Consider the following 6,167-nt stretch of genomic DNA (forward strand, 5'->3'; position numbering starts at 1 on the left):
ACCGTCAGCCCTCCGGCGGGGCGGACGCCGCGACGCTGACCGGCGGCTCCTTCGACGCGTTCTTCATCTGGTGGAACAGCTCGACGTAATACGGCAGGCACTCGGCCATCGCCTGTTCCGTGGTGAACAGCGGCCGGTACCCGAGGTCGCGTTCGGCTTTGGCGATCGAAAAGTAGTTGTCGAGGTAAAGGCGTTCCACCCCAAGGGGTTCGATCATCGGTTTGGGTATTCCGAACCGGAAATGCAGCCACTGCCATGCGGTCATTGCGAACCACACCAGGCGGCCGGGCACGCGGATCTTCGGGTAGCGCTCGCCACACGCCTCGACGACGGGCCTCGAGAACTCGAACATGTTGATCGGGTCGCCGTCGTTGATGAAGTACGCCTGCCCGGGAGCGGTGCCGCCCGGGACGAGGTGCTGAGCGGCGAGGATGAAACCGTGAATCAGGTTGTGCACGTAGGAGTTGTCGAGCTTGACGTTCTTGCCCCCGACGAGAACCTTGACGTGTCCGGCCAGCACGCTCTCGAACACCTTGCGGAACATGGTCTGATCTCCGCGACCCCAGATACCGCTGGGGCGGATCGAGCAGGTGAGCAGGCCGTCGACTCCGTTGGCGGCCAGCACGAACTTCTCCGCGGCGACCTTCGTCTCGGTGTACAGGTCGTTGAATCGCTCTGTGTAGGGCAGGGTCTCGTCGCCGCCGGAGATACGTTTGCCGCCCATCACGACGCTGTTCGACGCCGTGTAGACGAAGCGTTTGGCGCCGGCGGCGCGGGCGGCGCGCACGAGGGTTTCGGTGCCGGTGACATTGATCGCGAAGCTGCGCTTGCGGTACTCGTCGGTGACCGACGCGCCGCCCATCAGATCGATGATCGCCGCGGTGTGGAACACGGTGTCGATGCCCGCGACCGCGGCCGCGACCTGGTCGGGGTCGCAGATGTCGCCTTCGACGGCCTCGAGGCCGGGTTGCGCAGGAAGCGGCGACGGGGCCCGGTCGAAGGAGCGGACCTCGTGGCCGCGCTTGAGCAGTTCGGTCACCAGGTTGGCGCCGACGAATCCCGAGCCTCCCGTGACGAGCACCCGGCCCAGTTCGGTGGTCAGCGTTGAGTCACCCATGCCGAGCAGAATAACTGAAACGTGTTACAGTTTCGACCCCTCAGGTCGGAACTCGTTGCCCTGTCAAGTTTCATCGCCGTCTTTGGCGGCCAAGGCCTCCTCGATGCGCTTCCGGGCTCCAGCTAAGTGCTCTTCGCATCGTTTAGCCAGCTCTTCGCCCCGTTCCCATAGCTTCAGCGATGTATCCAAGTCGAGCCCGCCCTGCTCGAGTTGCTGGACGACCGCCACCAGCTCTTCGCGCGCTTCCTCGTATCCCAGTTCACTAATGGGCTTCATTTTCTGCCCCTTCCGGTCCCTCGCTGATCGCGGTGATCGCTCCGTCTGCCACCCGGACCCGCAGCCGCACACCGCTGGCGGCGTCGGCGGTGGTGCGCAACACCTGGGCGTCGGGCATCGTCTGCACCACGGCGTAGCCGCGGGCCAGGGTCGCCGCCGGACCCAGCGTGCTCAGCCGTGCCGACAGGTGCCCGATGCGGTCGGTCTCGGTGGCGACCAGCCGGGTGACGTCGCGGCGCGCAGTCGTCCGCAGACGGTCGACGTCGTCGGCGCGCGCGGTGACCGCCGCCAGCGGCTGCGCCAGCACGGGCCTGCTGCGCAACTGATCCAGCGCATGCTGCTCGCGGTGCACCCAGTTGCGCAGCGCGCGGCCACCTCGACGGCACAGATCGGTGATGTAGGCCTGCTCGGCGGCGGCGTCGGGAACGATGCGCTTGGCGGCGTCGGTCGGGGTCGCGGCGCGCAGGTCGGCGACCAGGTCGCACAGCGGGTTGTCGGGTTCGTGTCCGATCGCGCTGACCACTGGTGTGGTGCATTTGGCGATCTCGCGGCACAGCGTCTCGTCGTAGAACGGCAACAGGTCCTCGACGCTGCCACCGCCGCGCGCGATGACGATCACGTCGACGTCGGGATCGGCGTCGAGTCCACGCAGCGCCTCGACCACCTGCGGGACCGTGCTGGGGCCCTGCACGGCGGTGTTGCGAACCGCGAACCGCACAGCAGGCCAGCGGCCGGTGGCCACCGAGATCACGTCGTGTTCGGCGTGGCTGCCGCGGCTGGTGATCAGCCCGATCGTCTTCGGCAGGAACGGAATCGGCCGCTTGAGCCGCGGGTCGAAGAGTCCCTCGGCGTGCAACAGCTGGCGCAGGCGTTCGATACGCGCCAACAGCTCGCCCACGCCCACCGCGCGAATTTGGTTGACCCGCAGGGAGAACGAGCCGCGGCCGACGAAGAAGTTCGGCCGTCCCAGCATGACGACCCGGGTGCCCTCGGTGAGTTTCACCGGCGCGTTGAGCACCAGCTCACGTGGGCAGGTGATCGCCAACGACATGTCGACCGACGGGTCGCGCAGCGTGATGTAGGCGGTGCTGGAGTTCGGCCGCGTCGAGAGCTGGGCGACCTGCCCTTCGACCCAGACCGTGCCCAGCCTTTCGATCCAGTCCTTGATCTTCATCGACACGGAGCGGACCGGAAACGGGTTCTCCGGCGACTGGCCCTGCTCGGCGTCGGTCATCTACCCGGCGTTGGGGTGGTCACTTGGCCGACGCGCGCGTGATCCTGTTGGCGAGCAGCGTCTGGAACGGCGCGCGGCCCTTGGTGGCTTCCTCGTAGGCCAGCAACGCCTCGAGGTCCGCCACGCGCAGCGTGTTCAGCCGTGCGCGCAGCTGCGCCAGGGTCAGGGACTCGTAGTCGAGCTCGGTGACGATCTCGGGGGCCTCACCGATCGCCAGGTCGGCATCTTCGCCGTCTTGTTCGGACGACGACTGTGGCTCACCGTTGCTGAACAGCGCAAAACGGCCCTCGGTCATCCGTTCGCCGTCGCTCGAGGCGGCCGAGCTCGGCGCCTCGGAAGCGTCGTCGTCTTCGTCGAAGGTGGCCCACTCGGGCTGCTCGTCTTTGGGCGGGAAGATCGTCTCCAGCGTCTCGTCACCCTTGTTGACCAGGTCGGCGACGTCCTGCTGGACCTTCATCACCAGGTGCGCGAGGCTGCTGACGACGGTCATCGGGTACATCAGGATGGTTTGGGGCAGCTTGCGGGTTTCCTCGATGGCGGTTACCGCCGCGCCGACCAGCAGACGGACCCCATACGGTGCGGTTGCCATGGTCACAGCCTACGGGCGGCTTCTCGGCTGGGACGAACGGCCTTGGAACGGCACTGTGCGTACCCTGGTAGCCATGCCGCCGACAATCAACATGGGGATTCCGGGCGCCTCGAGCTCGGTCGCCGGTGGCGTGACCGGGAAACGCGTACTGCTGGCCGAACCGCGCGGGTACTGCGCGGGGGTGGATCGCGCCGTCGAGACCGTCGAGCGTGCGCTGGAGAAGCACGGCGCCCCGGTCTACGTGCGCCACGAGATCGTGCACAACCGCCACGTCGTAGAAACGTTGGCCAAGGCCGGAGCCGTCTTCGTCGACGAGACCGACGAGGTGCCCGAGGGCGCGATCGTGGTGTTCTCCGCGCACGGCGTGGCCCCGACCGTGCACCAGACGGCCAAGGAGCGCGACCTCAAGGTCATCGATGCGACCTGCCCGCTGGTCACCAAGGTCCACAACGAGGCCAAGCGATTCGCCAGGGACGACTACGACATCCTGCTGATCGGCCACGAGGGTCACGAGGAGGTCATCGGGACCGCCGGCGAGGCGCCCGACCACGTCCAGCTCGTCGACGGACCTGATTCGGTCGACAACGTCACCGTGCGCGACGAGAGCAAGGTCATCTGGCTGTCGCAGACCACGCTGAGCGTGGACGAGACGATGGAGACCGTGCGCCGGCTGCGCGAGAAGTTCCCGACCCTGCAGGACCCACCCAGCGACGACATCTGTTACGCCACCCAGAACCGCCAGGTCGCCGTCAAGGCGATGGCCCCGGAGTGCGAGCTGGTCATCGTCGTCGGCTCGCGCAACTCGTCGAACTCGGTGCGCCTGGTCGAGGTGGCCTTGGGCGCCGGTTCCGACGCAGCGCACCTGGTCGACTACGCCGACGACATCGACCCCGCATGGCTCGACGGCGTGACGACGGTCGGCATCACGTCCGGCGCGTCGGTGCCGGAGATCCTGGTGCGCGGCGTCCTGGAGCGGCTGGCCGAGTACGGCTACGACATGGTGCAGCCGGTGACGACGGCCAACGAGACACTTGTGTTCGCGTTGCCTCGGGAGATCCGCCCCGCCCGCGCGTAACCTCATCGAGCGTGCACTCACCGCGAAAATCATTGGTAAGTCTCGCAGTAGCGTCACGCTCGCTGTTGGTGCTGGCGCTGATCATGGCCGCCGCGGGTTGCTCTTCTGCCGAAGACCACCTGAACGACGCGGTGCGCTCGTTCGCTGACGCGCTGTCCAAGGGTGATGCCGCTGCCGCCGCGGCCGTCACGACCGATCCCGCCGCCGCGACCGACACGCTGACCAAGCTCTTCGAGAGCCTCGGCACCGACCTGCGCGTCGAGGTGTCGTCGGTGCAGTACACAGACGACAAGCCGTCCACCTTCAGCTTCGACACCACCTGGGAGTTCCGCGACGGCGCGACCCAGTGGGCGTACACGACGAACGGCACGGCGAGCGCGTCGGGCGACGACGTCAAGATCGACTGGCGACCGGGGACCGTCGCTCCCGGCCTCGACGAAGGGCCGCTGTCCTACAGCACGCTCACCCCCCAGCCGGCCGCACGTGTCCTGGACCGCACCGGTGCGGAGCTGCTGACCCAGCACATCGTGACGCTGGTCAACCTGTCGCCCGGCGCGGACGTGAATACCGTTGCCGCGCTGCTCAACCCGATCGCCCCCGGGATCACCGCCGAATCGCTGCGCGCCGACCTCGACTCAGCGGGCGGTAAACCCGTCACCGCGATCACGCTCCGCGAGGAGGACCTCGCACCGATAGAGGCGCCGTTGTCCGCGCTACCGAATGTCACGCTCGCGCCCCAGACACGTCTGCTGGCGACCGACAAGGTGCTCACGTCGCCCACGCTGGCCGGGTTGTCCGAACTGTGGCAGCAGCGCACCGACGAGGCCGCGGGATGGGCGGTGACCGCGCAGACGAGCACGGGACCGCGCCGTGTCGGCGGGCAGGACGCCAAACCGGTCGGCGATATCGCCAGCACGCTCGACGTCGCGATGCTGCGGGCAGCAGAAGACGCGCTCGCGCCGCTTGCGACCCCGGCGGCGCTGGTCGCGATCCAGCCGTCCACCGGAAACCTGATGGCCGTCGCGCAGAACACGCCCGCAGACGCGCAGGGGCCGATCGCGTTGACGGGCCTCTACCCGCCGGGGTCGACGTTCAAGACGGTGACGGTGTCGGCCGCACTGCAGGCCGGCCAGGTCACCCCCGACAGCGTCGTCGCCTGCCCCGCCACCGAGAACATCGAGGGCAGGCAGATCCCCAACGACGACAACTTCGAGCTCGGTCAGGTGCCGCTGCACACCGCGTTCGCGCGGTCCTGCAACACGACCATGGGTCGGCTGGCGGTGAACCTGCCGCCGGACGCACTGACCAAGGCGGCCGCACAAATGGGCCTCGGCATCGACTACACCGCGCCCGGTATGACGACCGTCACGGGCAAGGTCCCGGTCGCCGAGACTCCGGCGTTGCGTGTCGAGGCGGGCATCGGCCAGGGCCAGGTCACCGCCTCGCCGTTCGGTATGGCGCTGGTGGCCGCCGCTCTGGCACGCGGTTCGGCGCCGGCCCCTGCGATCGTCGAGGGTCAACCGGGCAGGCCCGACCGCACGCCGGATCCGGTGCCGACGGCCGTCGCCGAGCAGGTCAGATCGATGATGCGCGAAACCGTGACCAACGGGACGGCCACGCAGCTACAGGACATCCCCGGGATGCTCGGAAAGACCGGCACCGCCGAGTACATCGACGACACCCACGCACACGGCTGGTTCGTCGGCATCGACGGCGACCTGGCGTTGGCGGTGTTCGTCAGCGACGCGGGCAGCTCCGCTCCGGCGGTGGACGCCGCGGGCCGCTTCCTGCGCGCCCGAGGCTAGACGGTATAGGTGACCGTCGGCGTTGAGTCGGGGGTTGCGGGCCGGGGCCCCACTCACCCATGTTCGTGGGT

General features: G+C 68.2%; 6 protein-coding genes. 2 read left to right on the forward strand and 4 right to left on the reverse strand.

Going from position 1 to position 6,167, the window contains the following annotated elements:
- Nucleotides 1-4: 4 nt before the first annotated feature.
- From AU192_RS06615 to AU192_RS06630, 4 genes are read right to left on the reverse strand one after another with little or no spacing between them, the layout of a single operon-like run.
- Entirely contained in the window at nucleotides 5-1,129 is a 1,125-nt protein-coding gene (locus AU192_RS06615) for a 3-beta-hydroxysteroid dehydrogenase (RefSeq protein WP_207544910.1), read from the reverse strand.
- Between the two features lie 51 nt (nucleotides 1,130-1,180).
- Nucleotides 1,181-1,393, reverse strand: coding sequence for an exodeoxyribonuclease VII small subunit (locus tag AU192_RS06620; protein WP_064394978.1), 213 nt, complete (start codon nucleotides 1,391-1,393; stop codon nucleotides 1,181-1,183).
- Nucleotides 1,380-2,627 (reverse strand): exodeoxyribonuclease VII large subunit, encoded by a 1,248-nt coding sequence (gene xseA / locus AU192_RS06625; protein ID WP_064394979.1) that lies wholly within the window; start codon nucleotides 2,625-2,627, stop codon nucleotides 1,380-1,382. Before xseA ends, AU192_RS06620 begins: the two co-directional genes overlap by 14 nt.
- Nucleotides 2,628-2,646: 19 nt before the next feature.
- Nucleotides 2,647-3,216, reverse strand: coding sequence for a lipid droplet-associated protein (locus AU192_RS06630; RefSeq protein ID WP_064394980.1), 570 nt, complete (start codon nucleotides 3,214-3,216; stop codon nucleotides 2,647-2,649).
- A 73-nt stretch (nucleotides 3,217-3,289) separates the two neighbouring features.
- On the opposite strand from AU192_RS06630, the gene AU192_RS06635 reads away from it, so the two are divergent.
- Together AU192_RS06635 and AU192_RS06640 are read left to right on the forward strand one after the other, a co-directional pair.
- Entirely contained in the window at nucleotides 3,290-4,291 is a 1,002-nt protein-coding gene (locus tag AU192_RS06635; protein ID WP_064395005.1) for a 4-hydroxy-3-methylbut-2-enyl diphosphate reductase, read from the forward strand.
- A gap of 83 nt (nucleotides 4,292-4,374) precedes the next feature.
- The gene (locus tag AU192_RS06640) at nucleotides 4,375-6,096 is read left to right on the forward strand and encodes a penicillin-binding transpeptidase domain-containing protein (protein ID WP_064395006.1); all 1,722 of its coding nucleotides are present in this window, start codon (nucleotides 4,375-4,377) and stop codon (nucleotides 6,094-6,096) included.
- The last annotated feature ends 71 nt before the right edge of the window (nucleotides 6,097-6,167 follow it).

It is taken from the genome of Mycobacterium lehmannii (assembly GCF_001499925.1).
Taxonomy (GTDB): Bacteria; Actinomycetota; Actinomycetes; order Mycobacteriales; family Mycobacteriaceae; genus Mycobacterium; species Mycobacterium lehmannii.

Excerpts from the sequence above, each read along its gene's own strand:
- AU192_RS06635 (WP_064395005.1), top strand. The coding sequence starts at position 3,290 with ATGCCGCCGACAATCAACATGGGGATTCCGGGCGCCTCGAGCTCGGTC.
- xseA (WP_064394979.1), bottom strand. The coding sequence starts at position 2,627 with ATGACCGACGCCGAGCAGGGCCAGTCGCCGGAGAACCCGTTTCCGGTC.
- AU192_RS06630 (WP_064394980.1), bottom strand. The coding sequence starts at position 3,216 with ATGGCAACCGCACCGTATGGGGTCCGTCTGCTGGTCGGCGCGGCGGTA.
- AU192_RS06640 (WP_064395006.1), top strand. The coding sequence starts at position 4,375 with ATGGCCGCCGCGGGTTGCTCTTCTGCCGAAGACCACCTGAACGACGCG.
- AU192_RS06620 (WP_064394978.1), bottom strand. The coding sequence starts at position 1,393 with ATGAAGCCCATTAGTGAACTGGGATACGAGGAAGCGCGCGAAGAGCTG.